Consider the following 16243-nt stretch of genomic DNA (forward strand, 5'->3'; position numbering starts at 1 on the left):
TCGATCAATGACGCTCGATATCGGCCTCTTCGCGTAGTGTCTCGGTCAAGCCCTGAATGGCGGCTTGCGCACGCAACCGCTGAGTCATTTGCGTGCTATCACTCGCGTCACCGGTATCGCCGTCACGCACATCGGTCAATTCGATAACGGCGATCCCCTCATCGGTAGGAGCTTGCCCGAAGCTGCTTCCCTCCTCGGGATGCGGCAGACGGAAAGCCTGACTCAGCACGCCGTCGGGTGCACCGTTCCCATCGCGGGTGGCATCTTCGACGTTCTGCCAGTCGAGTGACACCGAATCCCCCTTCTTGAGCGTCTCGACCAATGCTTGGGCACGGGCTTCAAGCGCTTCGCGTGTCTTGACGGCCTGGGTCGCTTCACGCACCTGATCCTTAACGTCATCGAGCGGCAGGGTCGTGGCGTCACGATGATCGGCGACACGCACTACGGCACGACGTTGATCATCGAGTTCCAGCACATCGCTGTTATAGCCATTCTCCAGTACATCCTCACTGAAGGCTGCGTCCATCACGCCAGGCTCGGCGAGCACACCATCGGCGCTGTCTCTGGAGACCCAATCGCTGGTATGAACCTCGAGGCCGAGTTCATCGGCAACGCTCTGCAAATCGTTTGCTGCATAGCTTCGGTCTTCAAGCGCCTGAACGCGCTCGTTAAACGCATCACTGGAATTGTCGAGACGCACTTGCTCGGCGAGCTGATCGCGCCTTTCATCGAAACCGGGGAAATCGATGTCGGTGACCTTGATTAAGTGCAAACCATCGCCGCTATCGACGACCGACGACACCTCACCTTCATTCAACGAGAAAGCAGCATCATCGAACGCTTCACCCAAGAAGCCACGATTGATCACACCCAAGTCACCACCCTGGTCGGCGGACGCCGTGTCGTCGGAGTAGTCGGACGCCACCGTTGCGAAGTCTTCACCGTCGTCGAGCTTGCCCCTGGCTTCCTCGATCCGCGTCATGGCCTCGTCGCGAGAACGCTCATCGCCATAATCGACCATGATGTGTGCGACTTCGCGAGGCGCTTCCTTAAGCTCTTCTGTATAGGCATCTCGCAATTGCTGCTCATCGACCTCGACATCCTGAGCTACCTCTTGCTGATTCAGCACCACCGACGCGACCTTGACTTGTTCAGGGCGCTGATACTGATCGCGATGCGCGTCGTAATAAGCTTGCATGTCGTCCTGACTCACCTCGACCGGGGTATCGAGATCGTCCGCCGTCAGCGCGGCATAGCGAAAGTCACGCGTCTGATTCTCGAGGGCCTGCAAGCGTTTGGCTTCCCCCGGCAACACCAAGGTCGACAGCCCAATACCCTGTTGAAGCTGCTGACGCTTCATGTCACTGCGCAGTTCCCTACGAAACGACAACGGCGTGTAGCCCGCTTGCGAAAGACGGTTGGAAAAGACGTCCTGAGAAAAGCTTCCTTCCGAATCCTGAAACTCGGGGCGGCTAACGATGAGTTGATCAATCTGCGCATCGGAGAGGTGCATCCCCCCTTCATCGGCGTATTGATCCAACAGTTCCGTGGAGATCAGTTGATCGGTGACCTGTTTACGCAGCTCGCGTTCTTGATCGGGCGGTACTTGCCCGGAACGAATGGCGCGCTGGACCTGCATCTCGACCGCTTGCTTATTGATCGATTCGCCGTTCACGGTCGCGGCGTCATCACTGCCGGAGGTGAAGACCCCGACCAGGGACTCAGCCCCAAAAAGCGCGAACGTCACGATGATCGCACCCACGATCACTCTGGCGGTCCACCCTTGGGAGCCTTCTCGAATTCGTTGCAGCATGCTTGCCTCGACGTGATGGAGATTCTTGAAACCAGAAAGGATTATACCGGCATCGAGTGTGTCCCGGTCAAAATGGGGTCATACTTCCAGCACAGCCACCGGCATGAAAAAGGCGCACCGCTTACGCGATACGCCTCTTTGGCTGGACCGAACCGACATCTCGCTTCAGACACGGCTTTCGTCATGTATAGCGCTCATGACGACCACCTCGGTCCCGCTCGACCGGTCTTAGTTGACCGAGTCCTTGAGCGCCTTGCCTGCCTTGAACGTCGGCACCTTGGCGGCGCTGATTTCGATCGTCTGCCCGGTCTGAGGGTTACGACCTGTGCGCGCGGCACGCTCCTTGACGGAGAATGTGCCGAAGCCAACCAGTGCGACGGAATCGCCCTTTTTCAGACTATCGGAGACGGTCTCGACCATGGCGTCGAGCGCACGGCCTGCAGCCGCCTTGGGAATATCGGCAGATGCAGCAATGGCTTCGATCAGCTCGGACTTGTTCACACTTCACCCCTTGACTGTTTCGGTAATGACTGGAAATCGGCGCGAAACTTCCACTTCCTGAAGCGTCACAACAAAGGCTGGAATTTATAGCAATGCCACGAAACTCTTGTCAAGAAAGCTTCGCGCCGAGCCGTGCCATGCGCGGTTTTATACCGCGACATGGCCGCTAAATTCTGTCAATGCGTGCTGATATTGGAACGCGAAGGTTGACTAGTTTCCGCTAAGGGATCACCGGTTTCAACCTCTGCCTTTCCGACCAACGCCGCGTCGAGAACTTCATCAATCCATTTAACGGGCCGGATATCCAACGCATCCTTGATATTATCCGGCACTTCCTTGAGATCCCGGCGGTTTTCCTCCGGTATTAGCACCGTCTTTATACCACCGCGTCGCGCCGCCAGCAATTTCTCCTTGAGACCGCCGATCGGCATCACTTCCCCACGCAGGTTGACTTCACCAGTCATCGCCACGTCACAACGGACCGGACGTGCGGTATACGCCGACACCATCGCAGTCACCATAGCGACGCCAGCGCTGGGTCCATCCTTGGGCGTTGCCCCTTCCGGCACGTGAATGTGCAGGTCTTCCTTCTCGAAACGATCAGGATCGATGTCCAGCGCCTTGGCACGCGCCCGTACCACGGTATGCGCGGCATCCACAGACTCCTTCATGACATCGCCGAGTGAGCCCGTCTTGTTGAGACGCCCCTTGCCCGGGGATACTACCGATTCGATATTGAGCAGCTCACCGCCCACCGACGTCCAGGCAAGCCCGGTGACACGCCCCACCTGATCCTGCTGATCGGCCAAGCCATAGCTGAATCGACGTACGCCGGCGTAGGCTTCGATATCCGATGCCGCAAGCCATTGAGGACCTTGCGCACCTTGCTGCTTCTCGGCCTCGACACGCTCACGCAGCACCTTGCGGCTTACCTTGGCGATTTGGCGCTCCAGCTCACGTACGCCCGCTTCACGGGTGTAATAGCGCACAAGCTCAAGCAGCGACTCGTCAGAGAAGCTGAGCTCTTCTTCCTTGAGACCATTGGCCTTGAGCTGCTTGGGCACCAGATACCGCTTGGCGATCGCCAGTTTCTCGTCCTCGGTGTAGCCGGGCAACCGAATGATTTCCATGCGGTCGAGCAACGGCTCGGGAATGTTCATCGAGTTCGCGGTACAAATGAACATGACATCGGACAGGTCGTAATCCAGCTCCAGGTAATGGTCGCTGAAGCTATTGTTCTGCTCGGGGTCGAGCACTTCGAGAAGAGCCGACGACGGGTCACCACGGTGATCCATCCCGATCTTGTCGACCTCATCGAGCAGGAAGAGCGGATTGCGCACTTCGGCTTTGCTCATGCGCTGAATCATCTTGCCCGGCAGTGAGCCGATATAGGTACGCCGGTGGCCACGAATCTCCGACTCATCGCGAATCCCGCCCAATGCCAGGCGCACATAGCGCCGGTTGGTGGCCCGCGCGATCGATTGCCCCAACGAGGTCTTGCCAACCCCGGGAGGACCGACTAAGCAGAGTACCGGCCCCTTGAGCTTCTTGACGCGCTTCTGGACGGCGAGATACTCGAGGATCCGTTCCTTGACCTCTTCCAGGCCATAGTGATCTTCATCGAGCACTTTCTGCGCATTCGCCAGGTCGTGCTTGACGCGCGAGCGCTTCTTCCAGGGCACCGCCACCAACCAATCGAGGTACGAACGCACCACCGTCGCCTCGGCCGAGGTCGGCGCCATCATCTTGAGCTTGCCCAGCTCCTGACGCGCCTTCTCTGCCGCCTCCTTGGGCATGCCCGTGGATTCGATCAGCTGCTCGTACTTGTCGGTCTCGTTAGGCGCATTCTCGAGCTCACCCATTTCCTTCTGGATGGCTTTCATTTGCTCGTTGAGATAGTACTCGCGCTGGGACTTCTCCATCTGGTCCTTGACGCGCGAGCGAATGCGCTTTTCCACCTGCAGCAAATCGATCTCGGATTCGATCAACGCCATCAGGTGCTCGATACGATCACGCACACGATCCATCTCGAGCAATTCCTGCTTGTCGCCGATCTTGAGCGACAAGTGAGCACAGATGGTATCCACCAAGCGGCTGGGGTCCTCGATGCCGGACAACGAATTAAGGACTTCGTTAGGCACCTTCTTGGACAGCTTGACGTACTGCTCGAACTGATTGAGCAGTACGCGCACCAAAGATTCTTGCTCGCGTTCGGTCAACGTCTCACTTTCGCGGCGCAAAGCCTCGGCCGAGACGTAACCTGCGTCATCCTCATGAATATCGCGGACATCGGCACGGTAATCGCCTTCGATCAATACCTTGACGGTGCCATCGGGCAGCTTCAGCAGCTGCATGATTTCAGCCACCGTGCCCACATCGAAGAGATCGCCGAATTCCGGGTCGTCCTGACCGGCTTCGCGCTGGGCAACGAGCAATATCCGCTTGTCGTTTTCCATGGCCGTCTCGAGCGCGCGAATCGACTTCTCGCGCCCCACGAACAGCGGAATCACCATCTGCGGATAGACAACCACGTCCCGCAGCGGCAAAAGGGGGAGACTCAAGGTCTGTTCAGCGTTCTGCTCCATCGCAGACGTTCCTCAACAAATTCGGTGGATGGGCCGCGAGACGGCACTAATGCCAGAGAAATGGGGGCGCATCCAGCATGATGCAACCGTGCAGCCCGTCGGTTTCATGGCTCAAGGCAGGGACGCATACGAAAAGGGGGCCCTTAGGCCCCCAGGTGACTCAGGCTGGACCTCAACCGTCCTTGCCCGCCACCTTGCTTTCTTCCTGCTGGGAATAAATCAAAAGCGGCTCGCTGTCACCGGTGATGACCGAGGCATCGATGACCACCTTGGTGACATCCTCCAGCGATGGCACCTCGTACATGGTATCGAGTAGCACGGACTCGAGGATCGAACGTAAACCACGCGCGCCGGTATTGCGCTCCATGGCCTTATGGGCCACGGCCCGCAAGGCATCCTCGCGAAACTCGAGTTCAACACCTTCCATGTAAAACAGGTGCGTGTACTGCTTGATCAGCGAGTTCTTGGGCTCGGTGAGGATCTGGATCAACGCCTCTTCGCTGAGCTCGGTCAGCGTCGCGATGACCGGAACACGGCCCACGAATTCCGGAATCAAGCCGAACTTGACCAAGTCCTCAGGCTCGACCCCAGCGAGGACATCCCCCATCGATTTTTCGGAGTCCTTGCTCTTCACCTCTGCGTTGAAACCGATGCCACCTTTCTCGATACGGTCACGGATCACTTTCTCCAGCCCTGCAAACGCCCCGCCGACGATGAACAGCATGTTGCTGGTATCGACCTGCAGGAATTCCTGCTGGGGATGCTTGCGACCGCCTTGGGGCGGTATCGAGGCTGTGGTGCCCTCGATCAGCTTGAGAAGTGCCTGCTGGACGCCTTCACCGGAGACATCACGCGTAATCGAAGGATTGTCCGACTTGCGCGAAATCTTGTCGATCTCGTCGATATAGACGATCCCGCGCTGCGCCTTGTCGACATCGTACTCGCACTTCTGCAGCAGCTTCTGGATGATGTTCTCAACGTCTTCACCCACATAACCGGCTTCGGTCAGAGTCGTCGCATCGGCGATCGTGAACGGGACGTTAAGCAGTCGGGCCATGGTCTCGGCCAGCAAGGTCTTACCACTACCGGTCGGACCGATCAGGAGAATGTTCGACTTGCCGAGTTCGACATCGTCGGTCTTCACATCAGCACGGAGACGCTTGTAGTGGTTGTAGACCGCCACCGACAGCACCCGCTTGGCACGGTCCTGCCCGATGACATAATCATCCAGTGTATAACGGATCTCACGCGGTGCCGGCAGGCGCTCGTCGTCGCCCTCGGCATCGGCCTCCAGCACTTCTTCGCGAATGATGTCGTTGCATAGATCGACACATTCGTCACAGATGTAGACGGAAGGACCCGCGATCAGCTTGCGCACTTCGTTCTGATTCTTGCCGCAGAACGAGCAGTACAGCAATTTGCCGCTCTCGTCTTTGCCTTTGCCGTCAGCCATTCGTGTACCTCGTGATAGCGGCGGCCCTGACGAACCGCCGGTAATAAATGCATGTCTCGCTAATCGCTACCATGTTTGGTTAAACGCTATCAGGATACAGGGCGCTTATCCAGCATGGCATCGATGAGGCCGTACTCAGCCGCCTGGGCGCCGTTCATGAAATTATCGCGATCCGTATCTCGAGCAACCGTTTCCACATCCTGGCCGGTATGCTTGGCAAGAATCTCGTTGAGCTGCTGGCGGATGTTGAGAATTTCCTTGGTGTGGATCTCGATATCGGCGGCCTGACCCTGATAACCACCCAACGGTTGATGAATCATCATCCGTGAGTGCGGCAGGCAGTAGCGCTTGCCCTCGGCACCGCCGGCAAGCAGCAACGCTCCCATGCTCGCAGCCTGGCCGACGCATACGGTAGACACGTCAGGCTTGACGAACTGCATGGTGTCATAGATAGACATCCCTGCTGTCACAGAACCGCCCGGCGAATTGATGTAAAGGTGGATGTCTTTGTCGGGGTTCTCGGATTCGAGAAACAACAACTGAGCCACCACCAGATTGGCCATATAGTCTTCGACCGGGCCAATCAGAAAGATTACGCGCTCTTTGAGCAGGCGAGAGTATATGTCGTAGGACCGCTCGCCACGCGCGCTTTGCTCCACCACCATGGGGACCAAACCGCCGGCGTTGCTGATATCGAACTCGTTGCCCATTGCGTGGCTTCCTTAATTCGGTGACTGATTGCTCCAGTGACTAGAGACCCGGCCGTAGCCGGGTCCAGGCACTTGCGACGGCACGCGAGAGAACGCTTAAGCGCTAGCCTCTTCCTGCGCTTCGTCTTCATCATCTGCTTCTTGCTGCTGTTGTGCCGCTTGCAGAGCCTGCTCGTAGGACATCTCGACGTCCTTAACCTGAGCTTGCTCCAGCAGCTTGTCAACCGCCTTGTCTTCTAGAACCGAGGACTTGACCTGATTCTTCATGTCCTCGTTCTTGAGGTAATGCTCAACCACTTGCTCAGGCTGCTGATACTGCTGCGCCAACTCTTCGACGCGCGCCTTGATTTCATCGTCGCTGGCGTCGAGCTCATTGACCTTGACGACTTCAGCCAGCAGCAGGCCGACCTGAACGCGCTTCTTCGCCTGGTCGGCGAACAGCTCGTCGGGCAGCTGGGAAACATCGAAGTCTTCCCCTAGACCGAACTGCTGAGCGGCCTGGCGCTTGAGCCCCTCGGTCTCCTGCTGAATCAATGACTGCGGGACCGGAATATCATTGGCCTGCTGCAACGCTTCGAGCGCCTGCTGCTTGACGCGATTGGTCACGGCCTGAGATAGCTCGTGCTCCATGTTCTTCTGCACGTCGGCACGGAAGGCAGCGACGCCGCCCTCTTCGATACCGAAGCGCTTGATGAACTCGTCGTCGACTTCGGGCAGCTGCTTGCCGGCCACCTTGTGCACTTTCACCTTGAAAGTGGCTTCCTGACCTGCCAGGTGTTCCGCCTGATAATCTTCAGGGAAGGTCACCTTGATCTCGAGATCGTCACCGGCCTGAGCACCCACCAGCTGCTCTTCGAAGCCAGGGATGAAGCTATTGGACCCTAGCTCCAGCTCATGGCCTTCAGCGGCGCCACCTTCGAACGGTTCATCACCCAAGAACCCTTGGAAATCAACGGTCACCTGATCGCCATCAGCCGCGGTACGCTCGACCGTTTCCCACTCGGCGTTCTGTGAACGCAGGGTGTCGATCATCTGATCGACATCAGCCTCGGTCACGCTCGCCTGGGGGCGCTCGATCTCGGTGTTTTCGATCGTGTTGAGCTCGAACTCGGGATACACCTCAAGGGTCGCGACGAACTCAAGATCCTTACCGTCTTCGTCGACGGTCGGCTCGACCTGCGGAGAACCCGCCGGGTTGAGGCTTTCCTGAGTGATCGCCTGCACATAGTGCTGGCGCATCATTTCGCCCACCACCTCGTTGCGGACTTCTTGGCCGAAACGCTGACGCACAACCGTCTGCGGAATCTTGCCGCGCCGAAAACCGTTCAGCCGCACATTCTTGGCGGTTTCCTGGAGACGGGTAGCCACGGCTTGATCGACTTCGGCAGCCGGCACTTGGACGGTGACACGACGTTCGATCTGGGAAGTCGACTCAACGGAAACTTGCATGAATGATCCTCTACCGACTGGGGGCGTTCTGAAAATACGTATAAGACGAGGATTCTATGAATCCCCATTCGCGCTGGCAAGCGCACTGCGAAGTTTATGGGGCTGTATGCCTCATCTTACAAGGGAAAAGACACGAAAAAAGGGCGAATAGCCATAGTGATGACGCAAAAAGCCAAACGAGGCACCTTAGCACAGGCGTGCGGAGTACACTCACAAGAATGGAGATTACGCCAAAAGGAACAAACAGGGAGACAAAAAGAGGGAAATCATCGCTGGGGTGGATGATGGGGATCGAACCCACGACCACCGGAGCCACAATCCGGGGCTCTACCACTGAGCTACATCCACCACGACGATTTGTTGCAGCACATTCAAGCATGGGGTGGATGATGGGGATCGAACCCACGACCACCGGAGCCACAATCCGGGGCTCTACCACTGAGCTACATCCACCATAACTTGATACGCACGGGAACAATCCCGACATCGACACTCTATGTTGGCTTTTAGCCTGGTGCATTTTGGCTTTGAGCCTGGTGCGCCCAGCAGGACTTGAACCTGCAACCTACGGCTTAGAAGGCCGTTGCTCTATCCGGTTGAGCTATGAGCGCTTGATAACGCCGGCACAGACCCAACCAGGAACCGACCCTCGAGAGGATCCGGATGCTGGTCGGGGTAGAGGGATTTGAACCCCCGACATCCTGCTCCCAAAGCAGGCGCGCTACCAGACTGCGCTATACCCCGTTGCCCCGAGACCGCTTGGGCATGGCCAATCGAGCCCGTCGATGCGCAGCGTATTCTACGCATCTTCCTTGCCAGGTCAAGCCCTTACGTTCCACCTTCCGCCTTCCTCACGAGAAGGATACATTGACTGCGCCTCCCAGCGTGCGAAAATTGCGCCTCTCTCTAACGCCGCCCGAACGCCGCCCGGCGCCGGGCCATGCATGTCAAAGGAACGAGTCGATGACCGCTCAGTTGATCGACGGCAAGGCGATTGCCGCTAACGTCCGCGAACAGGTATCTCGTCAGGTCCAGGTACGCCGCCATGACGGTAAGCGCGTCCCGGGGCTCGCGGTCGTCCTCGTTGGCGAAGATCCGGCTTCCGAAGTCTACGTCCGCAACAAGCACCGCGCCTGCGACCAAGCCGGCCTGCATTCGGTACAACACCAGCTCCCCGCCACGACCACGCAGGCAGAACTCGAGGCATTGGTCGACTCACTGAACGCAGATGCCGACATCGACGGCATCCTGGTACAGCTTCCCCTGCCCGAGCATCTCGACGAACGCCCGATTCTCGAACGCATCCGCCCCGACAAGGACGTCGATGGCTTTCATCCTTACAACCTCGGCCGACTCGCTCAACGACTGCCGGTGCTGCGTCCTTGCACCCCCAAGGGCATCATGACGCTGATGCAGGAGAGCGGCATCCAGGCCCGCGGCCTCGATGCCGTCATCGTCGGGGCCTCCAATATCGTCGGCCGCCCCATGGCCATGGAGCTGATGCTAGCGGGCAGCACAACCACTGTCTGTCACCGCTTCACTCGAGACCTCGAATCGCACGTGCGCCGTGCCGACTTGCTCATCGTCGCCGTCGGAAAACCCGGACTCGTCAAGGGTGAGTGGGTCAAAGAAGGGGCCGTCGTCATCGACGTGGGCATCAATCGCCAAGCCGATGGCAAGCTCGCGGGCGATGTCGAGTTCGCACCCGCCGCCGAACGCGCCAGCTTCATTACCCCCGTACCGGGCGGGGTCGGCCCCATGACGGTCGCCTCGCTGCTGGAAAACACCCTGCTTGCCGCCGAACTTCACGACGGCATGCATGCCTGACATACAGGCGTTACAATGGACGACGATATCGAGATCGCGAAAAAGGAGTAGATAGATGAGCGACCAAGAAATGAACGTCGAAAGCTTTAACCTCGACCATACAAAGGTCAAAGCACCTTATGTGCGTCTGGCTGGCATCAAGACCGGCGAACAAGGCGACGCGATTCACAAGTACGACCTGCGCATCTGCCAGCCCAACAAGGCCCACATGGAAATGCCCGCGCTGCATTCTCTGGAACACCTGATGGCCGAATTGTCGCGCAACCATACTGACAAGATTCTCGACATCAGCCCCATGGGTTGCCAGACCGGCTTCTATGTCTCGTTGATCAACCACGATGATTACGACGACGTACTCGATCTTATCGACAAGACTCTCAACGACGTTCTCGTCGCCACGGAAGTGCCGGCCTGCAACGAAATGCAGTGCGGTTGGGCCGCCAGTCACAGCCTGGAAGGCGCCCAAGCCCTGGCGCGCGACCTGCTGGCCAAGCGCAATGAATGGAACCAGGTGTTCGCCTGATCGATAGAGGGATCACGCCCCAAATGCGCAAGATTGCCATCATCGGTGCCATGGCCGAGGAAGTAGAACGCCTCGCCTCGCATCTGGAAAACCGCCAGACTCGCCAGCATGCCGGCTCGACGTTCTACTCGGGCCATCTGCATGGCGTCGAGGTCGTCATTCTGCAGTCGGGAATCGGCAAGGTGAATGCCGCTGTCGGCACCACGCAACTGCTCGAGACCTATCAGCCGGATGCCGTAATCAACACGGGGTCGGCGGGCGGCTTCGGGGCCGACCTCGAAGTCGGCGATGTGGTCATCTCAAGCGAGGTGCGCCATCACGACGTCGATGCAGTGGTGTTCGGCTATGAATACGGCCAGGTCCCCCAAATGCCAGCCGCCTACGTTCCCGATCCTCGCCTGGTGGACGTCGCCCGCGAGTGCATCGAGGGACTCGGCGAGTTGCGCATCGCGGAAGGCCTCATCTGTACCGGTGACATCTTCATGGCCGACAAGGCCGTGGTGGCCAAGACCCGTGAACGCTTCCCGAGCATGCTGGCCGCGGAAATGGAGGCGGCTGCCATCGCCCAGACGTGCCATCTGTACGAGTGCCCCTTCGTGGTCATTCGTGCGCTATCCGATATCGCCGGCAAGGAGTCGAACCTCTCCTTCCAGGCCTTCATCGAGAAAGCAGCGACACACTCGGCGATGATGGTCGAAGCCATGGTCAAGCGACTGGGCACACCGGCCTAGGTGCATCCCCGGTCCACTCGACCAGACGACACGACGCCCGCGACCCAGGTCGCGGGCGTCGTGTATTGAGCCCTTCCGAACCCGTCAGTCGCCTTCGACTACCCAGGTCGTGCCTTGGCGGCTATCCTTCAGCACAATCCCCAGCGCCGCCAATTCATCGCGAATGCCATCGGCGGTGGCGAAGTCCTTGGCCTTTTTGGCCTGCGCCCGTGCCTCGATGCGTGCTTCGATGTCCGTCTCACTCATCGGCAACCGCCCTGCCCCCGCCTGCAAGAAACGCTCGGGCTCCTGGCTGAACAAGCCCAGCACATCGCCCAATTCCTTGAGTTCATGAGCCAGGGCCGGTGCATGCGACGGCGCCTCCTGCTTGGCGCGATTCAACTCGCGCGCCAAATCGAACAGCACCGCCAGGGCCTCGGCAGTATTGAAGTCGTCATCCATCGCTGACACGAAACGTTCGCGATGCCCCGCCTCCACCTCGCCAGCCACCGGGGTGACGCCCTGCAGCGCGTTGTAGAAGCGCTCCAGCGAACGACGCGCGTCGCTCAAGGCATCCGGAGCGTAATTGATGGGGCTGCGGTAGTGACTGGCCAGAAGCAGGTAGCGCACCACTTCCGGCGCATGCGCCTCCAGCACCTCGCGAATCGTGAAGAAGTTGCCCAGGGACTTGGACATCTTCTCGTGATCGACACGCACCGCCCCGGCATGCATCCAGGTATTGACGTAGGGATGACCCGTCGCCGCCTCGCTCTGCGCGATCTCGTTCTCATGATGCGGAAACACCAGGTCCGGCCCCCCGCCATGAATGTCGAAGGTATCGCCCAGGCAGCAGGTCGACATCGCCGAGCATTCGATATGCCAGCCCGGTCGCCCCGCGCCCCATGGCGACGGCCAACTCTCCTCGCCCGGTTTGGCGGCTTTCCACAACACGAAGTCCAGAGGATCTTCCTTGGCGGCCTCAACTTCGATACGTGCGCCCGAACGCATGTCATCGAGATCACGATTGCTGAGCTTGCCGTACCCCTCGAAACGCCGCACACGATAGTAGACGTCACCATTGGTGGCCGGGTACGCATAGCCCTTGTCGATCAGGCGCTGGACCATGGCAACGATGTCATCGACATGTGCCGTGGCACGTGGCTCGCGATCCGGACGCAATACGCCAAGGCGCCCTTCGTCTTCGTGCATGGCGTCGATCATGCGCTCGGTCAGCGCCGAAATCGGCTCGCCGTTTTCCTCGGCCCGCTTGAGGATCTTGTCGTCGATATCGGTGATATTGCGCACATAATCGACATCGAATCCGCGCCAACGCAGATAGCGGGTAATCATGTCGAAGGCGACCATGACGCGAGCATGGCCGATATGGCAGTAGTCGTAGACGGTAATCCCGCAGACATACATGCGCACCCGTCCCGCGTCGAGCGGCGTGAACGTTTCCTTGCGTCGCGTCAGCGTGTTGTAAATCTGCACGGCGATCCCCTCTCAGCCTTTTTTCTGTGCCTTGGCCCAACCATCCTTGAGCCCCACCGTACGATTGAAAACGAGCTTGCCATCGCGACTGTCATGTCGATCGGCACAGAAATAGCCGACGCGCTCGAACTGGTAGCGGCTTTCAGGCTCAGCATCGACCAAACTCGGTTCAGCGTAGCCTTCGACGATACGCAGCGACTCAGGATTCAAGTGCTCGAGAAAGTCGCCGTCGCGGTCACGATCCGGCGCTTCGACCTGGAACAGATTGTCGTAAAGGCGCACCTCTACCGGCACGGCGTGCGCCGTACTCACCCAGTGGATGACGCCTTTCACCTTGCGTCCTTCGGGGTTCTTGCCCAGCGTGTCGAGATCGACACTGCAGCGTAGCTCCTGGATCTCGCCGTCGGCATCCTTGATGACCTCGTCGCAACGGATCACGTAGGCATTGCGCAGACGTACTTCCTTGCCCGGCGCCAGGCGGAAGAACTTCTTGGGCGGTTCTTCCATGAAATCGTCACGGTCGATCCACACCTCGCGCGTCAACGGCAAGTGGCGCACGCCCATATCATCACGCGCCGGATGGCCAGCCACCTCGAAGGTTTCCTGATGATCCTCGGGGAGATTGGTCAACACCACCTTGAGCGGCTTGAGCACGCACATCGCGCGCGGCGCATTGTCTTCCAGGTCAGAGCGAATCGCATGATACAACATAGCGATATCCACCATGCCGCCATCGGCCCGCGTCACACCGATCATCTCGCAGAACTTGCGCACCGAGCCCGGCGTATAACCACGCCGACGCATACCCGAAATCGTCGGCATGCGCGGATCGTCCCAACCATCCACGATGCCCTGATCGACCAGCAGCTTGAGCTTGCGCTTGGAGGTCACCGTGTGCGCGAGATTGAGACGCGCAAACTCGATCTGGCGCGGCTTGCCAGGCACCGGAAGGTTTTCGAGGAACCACTCGTAAAGCGGACGATGATCCTCGAACTCCAGTGTGCAGATGGAGTGCGTGACGCCCTCGAGCGCATCCGACTGACCATGCGTGAAATCGTAGGACGGGTAGATCTTCCACTTGTCACCCGTCTGATGATGGTGGGCATGTCGAACACGATAAAGGATCGGATCACGCAGATTGATGTTGGACGCCGCCATATCGATCTTGGCACGCAACACCTTCTCGCCCTCGGCGAACTCGCCCTTGCGCATGCGCTCGAGTAGATCAAGGTTTTCTTCGGGCGTACGATCGCGATACGGGCTCGGCTTGCCCGATTCGGTCAAGGTGCCGCGATATTCACGAATCTCGTCGGGAGACAGGTCATCGACATACGCCTTGCCCTCACGCACCAAATGCTGTGCCCAGGCATACAACTGATCGAAGTAATCCGAGGCATAGCGTACTGCCCCATCCCACTCGAATCCTAACCAAGTAATATCGTCCTTGATGGCATCGATATAGGCTTGCTCTTCCTTGGCGGGGTTGGTGTCGTCGAAACGCAGATGGCATTGACCGCCAAACTGCTCGGCAAGCCCGAAATTCAGACAGATCGACTTGGCGTGGCCGATGTGCAGGAAACCGTTAGGTTCCGGCGGAAACCGAGTGACGATGGTATCTTGGCGACCGGCCTCGATTTCCTCGCGAACCTGATTGCGGATGAAATTCGGGGCGGAGTGGCTATCTACGCTCATGGGCTGTCTAAAGAACCTCTGTTCGTTCGCGAAGTGACCGAAGGGCACGTCAAAGCACTGGCTGGCGCCTCGACACGGTTTCGCCCGCGGGTGCAAAGCCGCTATTATAGCGCGACGCCAGCGCGCGACGCCAAGTCGCGCTCAGTTCTCTTCGCCAGGATACGCCCATGATCGTTCTGCAAACCAATTACGGCAGCATTCGTCTGCGCCTCGACCATGAAAACGCCCCCAAGACGGCGGCCAATTTCGAGCAATACGTGCGCGACGGCCATTACGACGACACCCTGTTCCATCGCGTCATCGACGGCTTCATGGTCCAGGGCGGCGGCTTCGACACCCAGTTCGAACAAAAGCCCACCCGCGCGCCGATCGACAATGAAGCGGACAACGGCCTGAAGAACGTCAAGGGCAGCGTGGCCATGGCACGCACCCAGGACCCGCACTCCGCCAGTGCGCAATTCTTCATCAATGTCGCCGATAACGACTTCCTAAATCATCGCGACAAGTCCATGCAAGGCTGGGGATATTGCGTCTTTGCCGAGGTCGCCGAAGGCATGGATGTCGTCGAAAAGATCAAGAACATCCGCACCACACGCCGCGGCATGCACGCCGACGTGCCCGCCGAAGACGTGATCCTCGAGCGTGCTTACCTCGAAGACTGATCACCACACGCCATGCCGTGCCTTCCGGCACGGCATGGCTTTTGCGTTTCCCTTCTCGCCATGCTCACGAGGACGCCAGCACGATGACCACCTTGCTGATTTCCGATTTGCACCTCCACGCAGGCCAGCCGGACATCGCCCACGGCTTTCTGAATTATCTGGAGACCGAGGCGCGCCACGCCGACACGCTCTATCTGCTCGGCGATATCTTCGAAGCCTGGATCGGCGACGACTACCTCGGTGATTTGGAGCGTCAAGTCATCGATGCGCTAAAGCGCCTCAGCGACGCCGGCACCCAAATTTATTTCATGCATGGCAATCGCGACTTCCTGGTCGGTAACGCCTTCGCCGATGCCGCCGGTGCCACCCTGCTCGATGACCCGAGCCTTGTGGCCCTGGGCAACCAGCGCGTGCTGCTGATGCACGGCGACAGCTTATGCACCGGCGATGAGGAGTACATGAAGTTTCGTGCCAAGGCGCGAGACCCCGAATGGCAAGCCCAGATTCTTGCCCTGCCCGTCGAGCAACGCCTGGAACTCGCCAAGAGCCTGCGTCTGCAATCCTCGGACGCCAACACACAAAAAGCCGATGCGATCATGGATGTAACGCCGTCGGAAGTCGAAGCTGCCATGCGCGCGCATGGCGTCACCACACTCATCCACGGCCATACGCATCGCCCGGCGGTACACGACTTCGAGCTCGATGACCAGAGTGCTCGACGCATCGTACTCGGCGACTGGCAACCCGGCAGCGGCTGGGAAATACGTGTCGAAGACGACGCCGAGCCACAGCTACGCGAATTCGCGATCTGACGGCGCCGGGCTTGC

Annotated in this window: 13 protein-coding genes and 4 tRNA genes; 5 read left to right on the plus strand and 12 right to left on the minus strand. The window is 58.9% G+C overall.

What is annotated here, in order from left to right:
* Nucleotides 1-4 precede the first annotated feature (4 nt).
* The 10 genes from SR908_RS01115 to SR908_RS01160 form a co-directional block, all read right to left on the minus strand.
* A complete protein-coding gene (locus SR908_RS01115) occupies nucleotides 5-1813 on the minus strand; it encodes a SurA N-terminal domain-containing protein (protein ID WP_246922192.1) in 1809 nt (602 codons plus the stop codon).
* A 228-nt stretch (nucleotides 1814-2041) separates the two neighbouring features.
* Nucleotides 2042-2314 (minus strand): HU family DNA-binding protein, encoded by a 273-nt coding sequence (locus tag SR908_RS01120; RefSeq protein WP_040241491.1) that lies wholly within the window; start codon nucleotides 2312-2314, stop codon nucleotides 2042-2044.
* Nucleotides 2315-2490: 176 nt separating this feature from the next.
* Nucleotides 2491-4899: an endopeptidase La gene (gene lon, locus SR908_RS01125; protein ID WP_097024141.1), complete on the minus strand. Its 2409-nt coding sequence runs from the start codon at nucleotides 4897-4899 to the stop codon at nucleotides 2491-2493.
* A 172-nt stretch (nucleotides 4900-5071) separates the two neighbouring features.
* A complete protein-coding gene (gene clpX / locus SR908_RS01130) occupies nucleotides 5072-6352 on the minus strand; it encodes an ATP-dependent Clp protease ATP-binding subunit ClpX (RefSeq protein WP_040241497.1) in 1281 nt (426 codons plus the stop codon).
* Nucleotides 6353-6441: 89 nt separating this feature from the next.
* Nucleotides 6442-7062: an ATP-dependent Clp endopeptidase proteolytic subunit ClpP gene (gene clpP, locus SR908_RS01135; protein ID WP_097024142.1), complete on the minus strand. Its 621-nt coding sequence runs from the start codon at nucleotides 7060-7062 to the stop codon at nucleotides 6442-6444.
* 96 nt (nucleotides 7063-7158) lie between these two features.
* Nucleotides 7159-8511, minus strand: coding sequence for a trigger factor (gene tig / locus SR908_RS01140; protein ID WP_097024143.1), 1353 nt, complete (start codon nucleotides 8509-8511; stop codon nucleotides 7159-7161).
* Nucleotides 8512-8784: 273 nt separating this feature from the next.
* Nucleotides 8785-8859 (minus strand) — tRNA-His (locus tag SR908_RS01145).
* Nucleotides 8860-8889: 30 nt separating this feature from the next.
* Nucleotides 8890-8964: transfer RNA gene (locus SR908_RS01150), tRNA-His, on the minus strand.
* A gap of 81 nt (nucleotides 8965-9045) precedes the next feature.
* A tRNA-Arg gene (locus tag SR908_RS01155) sits at nucleotides 9046-9122 on the minus strand.
* A gap of 56 nt (nucleotides 9123-9178) precedes the next feature.
* Nucleotides 9179-9255 (minus strand) — tRNA-Pro (locus tag SR908_RS01160).
* 219 nt (nucleotides 9256-9474) lie between these two features.
* On the opposite strand from SR908_RS01160, the gene folD reads away from it, so the two are divergent.
* From folD to mtnN, 3 genes are read left to right on the plus strand one after another with little or no spacing between them, the layout of a single operon-like run.
* Nucleotides 9475-10338: a bifunctional methylenetetrahydrofolate dehydrogenase/methenyltetrahydrofolate cyclohydrolase FolD gene (gene folD / locus SR908_RS01165; RefSeq protein ID WP_246922194.1), complete on the plus strand. Its 864-nt coding sequence runs from the start codon at nucleotides 9475-9477 to the stop codon at nucleotides 10336-10338.
* A gap of 55 nt (nucleotides 10339-10393) precedes the next feature.
* A complete protein-coding gene (locus SR908_RS01170) occupies nucleotides 10394-10861 on the plus strand; it encodes an S-ribosylhomocysteine lyase (RefSeq protein WP_097024145.1) in 468 nt (155 codons plus the stop codon).
* A gap of 23 nt (nucleotides 10862-10884) precedes the next feature.
* The gene (gene mtnN, locus SR908_RS01175; protein ID WP_246922197.1) at nucleotides 10885-11592 is read left to right on the plus strand and encodes a 5'-methylthioadenosine/S-adenosylhomocysteine nucleosidase; all 708 of its coding nucleotides are present in this window, start codon (nucleotides 10885-10887) and stop codon (nucleotides 11590-11592) included.
* An 84-nt stretch (nucleotides 11593-11676) separates the two neighbouring features.
* Here the strand turns inward: mtnN and cysS are convergent, their stop codons facing one another.
* Both cysS and SR908_RS01185 read right to left on the minus strand, forming a co-directional pair.
* A complete protein-coding gene (cysS, locus tag SR908_RS01180; RefSeq protein ID WP_246922199.1) occupies nucleotides 11677-13062 on the minus strand; it encodes a cysteine--tRNA ligase in 1386 nt (461 codons plus the stop codon).
* 12 nt (nucleotides 13063-13074) lie between these two features.
* Entirely contained in the window at nucleotides 13075-14754 is a 1680-nt protein-coding gene (locus tag SR908_RS01185; RefSeq protein ID WP_097024148.1) for a glutamine--tRNA ligase/YqeY domain fusion protein, read from the minus strand.
* Between the two features lie 167 nt (nucleotides 14755-14921).
* Between SR908_RS01185 and SR908_RS01190 the strand changes: the two genes are divergently transcribed.
* Both SR908_RS01190 and SR908_RS01195 read left to right on the plus strand, forming a co-directional pair.
* Nucleotides 14922-15416, plus strand: coding sequence for a peptidylprolyl isomerase (locus SR908_RS01190; RefSeq protein WP_097024149.1), 495 nt, complete (start codon nucleotides 14922-14924; stop codon nucleotides 15414-15416).
* 83 nt (nucleotides 15417-15499) lie between these two features.
* Complete coding sequence (locus tag SR908_RS01195) at nucleotides 15500-16228, plus strand: UDP-2,3-diacylglucosamine diphosphatase (protein ID WP_246922202.1); 729 nt, start codon at nucleotides 15500-15502, stop codon at nucleotides 16226-16228.
* Nucleotides 16229-16243: the final 15 nt, after the last annotated feature.

Source organism: Chromohalobacter canadensis (assembly GCF_034479555.1).
Lineage (GTDB): Bacteria > Pseudomonadota > Gammaproteobacteria > Pseudomonadales > Halomonadaceae > Chromohalobacter > Chromohalobacter canadensis.

What these genes read in the sequence shown, in the direction of transcription:
- mtnN (WP_246922197.1), top strand. Translation starts at nt 10,885, where the DNA reads ATGCGCAAGATTGCCATCATCGGTGCCATGGCCGAGGAAGTAGAACGC.
- tig (WP_097024143.1), bottom strand. Translation starts at nt 8,511, where the DNA reads ATGCAAGTTTCCGTTGAGTCGACTTCCCAGATCGAACGTCGTGTCACC.
- SR908_RS01195 (WP_246922202.1), top strand. Translation starts at nt 15,500, where the DNA reads ATGACCACCTTGCTGATTTCCGATTTGCACCTCCACGCAGGCCAGCCG.
- folD (WP_246922194.1), top strand. Translation starts at nt 9,475, where the DNA reads ATGACCGCTCAGTTGATCGACGGCAAGGCGATTGCCGCTAACGTCCGC.
- lon (WP_097024141.1), bottom strand. Translation starts at nt 4,899, where the DNA reads ATGGAGCAGAACGCTGAACAGACCTTGAGTCTCCCCCTTTTGCCGCTG.
- clpX (WP_040241497.1), bottom strand. Translation starts at nt 6,352, where the DNA reads ATGGCTGACGGCAAAGGCAAAGACGAGAGCGGCAAATTGCTGTACTGC.
- clpP (WP_097024142.1), bottom strand. Translation starts at nt 7,062, where the DNA reads ATGGGCAACGAGTTCGATATCAGCAACGCCGGCGGTTTGGTCCCCATG.
- SR908_RS01170 (WP_097024145.1), top strand. Translation starts at nt 10,394, where the DNA reads ATGAGCGACCAAGAAATGAACGTCGAAAGCTTTAACCTCGACCATACA.
- SR908_RS01190 (WP_097024149.1), top strand. Translation starts at nt 14,922, where the DNA reads ATGATCGTTCTGCAAACCAATTACGGCAGCATTCGTCTGCGCCTCGAC.
- SR908_RS01115 (WP_246922192.1), bottom strand. Translation starts at nt 1,813, where the DNA reads ATGCTGCAACGAATTCGAGAAGGCTCCCAAGGGTGGACCGCCAGAGTG.
- SR908_RS01185 (WP_097024148.1), bottom strand. Translation starts at nt 14,754, where the DNA reads ATGAGCGTAGATAGCCACTCCGCCCCGAATTTCATCCGCAATCAGGTT.